The sequence below is a fragment of the Arthrobacter sp. Br18 genome (assembly GCF_000520555.1).
Lineage (GTDB): Bacteria > Actinomycetota > Actinomycetes > Actinomycetales > Micrococcaceae > Arthrobacter_D.
In genome coordinates, this window is sequence record NZ_AZSA01000295.1 from 1 (window position 1) to 3378 (window position 3378).

At 62.2% G+C, this 3378-nt stretch carries 5 protein-coding genes and 1 pseudogene; 1 reads left to right on the forward strand and 5 read right to left on the reverse strand.

Features of this window, described 5'->3' with window-relative positions:
- Positions 1–409 (forward strand): transposase (locus tag Y704_RS0102320; protein ID WP_026548921.1); only part of this gene is annotated, 409 nt, incomplete at its 5' end.
- A gap of 363 nt (positions 410–772) precedes the next feature.
- Here the strand turns inward: Y704_RS0102320 and Y704_RS25065 are convergent.
- The 5 genes and pseudogenes from Y704_RS25065 to Y704_RS25075 form a co-directional block, all read right to left on the reverse strand.
- Positions 773–934: pseudogene (locus Y704_RS25065) on the reverse strand (IS3 family transposase); the annotation flags it as partial.
- A gap of 239 nt (positions 935–1173) precedes the next feature.
- Positions 1174–1461 carry a hypothetical protein gene (locus Y704_RS18390; RefSeq protein ID WP_051476607.1) on the reverse strand — a complete coding sequence of 96 codons (288 nt, stop codon included), beginning with the start codon at positions 1459–1461 and terminating at the stop codon, positions 1174–1176.
- A gap of 240 nt (positions 1462–1701) precedes the next feature.
- On the reverse strand, positions 1702–2166 hold the full coding sequence (locus Y704_RS0102335; RefSeq protein WP_253904205.1) for a class F sortase: 465 nt from the start codon (positions 2164–2166) through the stop codon (positions 1702–1704).
- Positions 2167–2424: 258 nt separating this feature from the next.
- Positions 2425–2793, reverse strand: a complete 369-nt coding sequence (locus tag Y704_RS25070; RefSeq protein WP_253904206.1) for a hypothetical protein — start codon at positions 2791–2793, stop codon at positions 2425–2427.
- A 17-nt stretch (positions 2794–2810) separates the two neighbouring features.
- Positions 2811–3200, reverse strand: coding sequence for a CHRD domain-containing protein (locus Y704_RS25075; RefSeq protein ID WP_253904207.1), 390 nt, complete (start codon positions 3198–3200; stop codon positions 2811–2813).
- Positions 3201–3378 lie beyond the last annotated feature (178 nt).

The following is a 3378-nucleotide window of genomic DNA, read 5'->3' on the forward strand; positions in this document are numbered from 1 at the left end:
GCTGCTGCTCAAAGGCGCGGAAAAGCTCTCCGATCGGGCCAGGAACCGCCTGGACGTCGTGTTCGCCGTCGATGATCCTACCGGGAAGCTCGAGACGGCGTGGCGAGTGAAAGAAGCTTTGCGCGCACTCCTGGGCGTGGGGTCCCTCGCAGAAGCCGACGCTGCCAAAGCCATCCTCAAGGACCTGGTAGAGAGCGCAGGACAACCAGAGACTACCCGGCTGTTCCGAACAGTCTGCCGATGGTGGGACGAAATTGAAGTCCTCGTCATCACCAGAGCCACCACCGCGAAAGTCGAGGCGAATAACACCGCCATCAAGAACATCAAACGCACCGGACGCGGCTTCGTGAATAGCGCTAACTACAGAACCCGTATTCTATTGAGAAGCGCCGCCAGAACGGCACGCTGATCATCTCCTCAGCAGTGGAAATCACCACGAACCACGGAGAGCCCCCAAACGGCAGCGCAGCTCGTCGTTCGGCCTCCTTCCGGGCGCGGTAATGGCCAGCCCGTGAACGGCCCAACAACGCACACGCTTCGGACACGCCGGTCAGCGAGGCGAGGTCCTCGACCAGCGGGATGATCACCGTTTCGACCGCGCCGGTGGCTCCGCGCTCTCGGAGAGCGTCTCCAAGAGCGCGTGTGCTTTTCCCATCAGATCAAGCGCCGCCTTCGAGCGAGCAAGTTCGGCCTCGGCTTTGTCCGCCCGTGCCCGGAGCTGCTCAATCTCCCGATCGCGTCGGTCACGAGTTGCTGGACCCAAACCCGCCGTCGCACCGGCGTCAGCCGCCTTACGCCACTCGATGATATGAGAGGAATACAGGCCCTCCCGCCGCAGGATCACCCCCCGTCCACCGCGGTCAGCGGCGTCATGCTCTGCCAAAATCCCGGCCTTGTACTCGGCACTGAAACTGCGCCGCTTCGGTCGATCCGCTCGAGGTCCCATACCTCCATCATCGGTGGCCACATCAGCCGTCGTCATAGTCATCGTTGTTCGTCTCGCTTCTCACCCCGTGCAAGGGAAGGAATCAGTGAATGTGTCTCACCCCAGCCTGACGCACAGGGACAGGCGGATACGAAGCTGCCTATCGCCCCGCCAGCAGGTATCAGCTACGTGTTGTGACCCGACCTGGTCCTTCTCTTCTATGGTCCACTTCAAATTGGCCTTCACCATCAACGGCGGCGTTTTTGAGGACTATCTACATACCCGCGGTCCAGAAGGACGTTGTCCTGCGCGTGAAACAGCCGACGGCCCTGACCTTCATCGAACTGCACCCACAACACACTACGGTCCTCGGTGATGGCATCGACATGTCCTGAGACCGGACGACCACTAATGATTTCAACGACAACCCAGTCACCGCTCTTTAGCTCCTGCCAGGACCGGTCGAGGAAAGGATGCGGCGCTACCGGGGTATCACGGGCCCGGCCCCACTCCTGATCTTCTCTGTTGATCCGCATGGACTATCCTCTCCTGCTTCCCAAACCGGAACGGCCCCTGGCTCGGCTCCCAGTATCGCAGCGGAGAATGAATGCCCGGTGAACTACCTTCAGCACGGACGTTGAGCGTTCGTCTGCGGGGTCGCTCAAGCTCAGTGGTTGAAGTCAGGGTAAAGACGTTGCTTATGACTTCGATGAACTGCAGGCCCCGTTAGCCGATCCGTGACCGGGACAGCAGCAGTGACTGTTGAATTCATGATTTTAGGTGACTAGTTTTGCGTAGACGACGTAGTTGTCGTCGAATTCGCCGGTGTCCGGGTCGTAACCGTCGCAGGTGATCAGGCGTAGTTCGGATCCTTCGGTGTTGCCGTACACCGTTTGGGTGGGGAACTCGTCCTTCGAGTATTGTTCGCCGCGGTCGACGGTAAAGGTTGCTGTGGTGCCATCCTCCCGGAGCACATCAATGGTGTCACCGGCCTTGAGTTTGCGGAGGTCCGCGAAGACTCCGGGGCCGCTGTCGGTGGCGTTGACGTGTCCGAGGAGGACCGCGGGTCCGCGTTCACCGGGTGTGGGGGAGTCGTTGTACCAGCTGGCGGGTGCGCCTGGATCACCGGGTGGAACCTCGAGCGAGCCGTTATCGCGCAGCCCGAGGCTGAGTAGCTCCGATCCCGCGCCGATGACGGGAATGCTGAATGATACCGGGTCCGACTCCGGCAGGACCGGCAACAGGGCCGGCGCGGGCGCAGGTGTTCCGGGTGCGGGGGCTGTGGGTGGTTGAGTCGGGGCTGGTACTGCGGGCGTGGACGAAGCGGAGACGGTCGGAGTCGGAGCTGTCGTTCCTTGGCTTTGGGCGGGGGTGTTGGTGGAGCAACCGGTGAGGATTAGAACAGCGACCGCCGCAGAGGCCAGATGGCTTCTGCGACGGTCGCTGGGTGAACTAATCATGTGAGGAATCAGGTCCGATCAGTTCGTGGTGCTTGGAAATTATGCTTTGGCGTTGCTGCGGCGAACCAGGAAGGTTCCGCCGGCTGCTGCTGCCAGGACCAGGCCGCCACCGAGGGCGAGGACGGCGGTGTTGGAACCGGTTTCCTGGGCGACACCGGTGTCGGCGCCACCTTCAGGCATGTCGCCCATCTGTGAGGCTACGAGCACTCCACACAGTGCCGGTGAAGTGGCGCCGAGGGGCAGTTCTGGGGCGATGTCGCTGGGTGAGTTGAAAACTTCCTCGGAGACCCCGGCGGTTGCTGGGTCCAGGCCGTGGACGACGACGACGGCTTTGCCGGCTTCGAGTCCTGCCTGGGTTTCGGCGTTCAGCTGCACATCGTCGCGCTGGATCTGGTAGCTGCCGCCCATGCCAGCCAGCTCGAGGTTCAACCCTCAGCCGGGGTCGTGGCGCCGGAGGTGGTCAGCGTGGTCTGGATTCCGCCGTAGGCGCGTGTGCCGTCGGTGGTGTTGAGGATGCCGTCGCCGTTTTCGTCATCAGCGGTCGTGGGGCATTCGCCGAGGGCTCCGCCGTGGATGTGCTGGACGTGGGGGTACGGTGCGTCCATGAAGGTCTCGGCGAGACCGGAAACCTGCAGCTTCAGCATGGCTTTGTCGCCGGTGACGTCCAGGGTGACGGTGCCTGAACCGGTGGTGCCGTTGAGCTGGCCCAGGGTCGAGGAGTAGGAGCCATCCGCTGCCATTGCCGGCGACGATGCCATGGCCAGGGCGCCGAGGGCGAGGGTGGGAACTGCAAGGAAACGCATTGCCTTGTTCATGAAAGTAATTCCTTCACTGTGCGGTGAACGCGCGTCCCAGATGGACGCGCTCAGGTGGTGATTCGGAGCACTTTCCGGTGCGGATTGGTTTCCCCCAACAACTACCCCGGAACTCCAGCACCCGCAGGTTCGGGGTGCCGATCCTCACTGTAAGCAGAGAACCACTCGGTTGGATAGC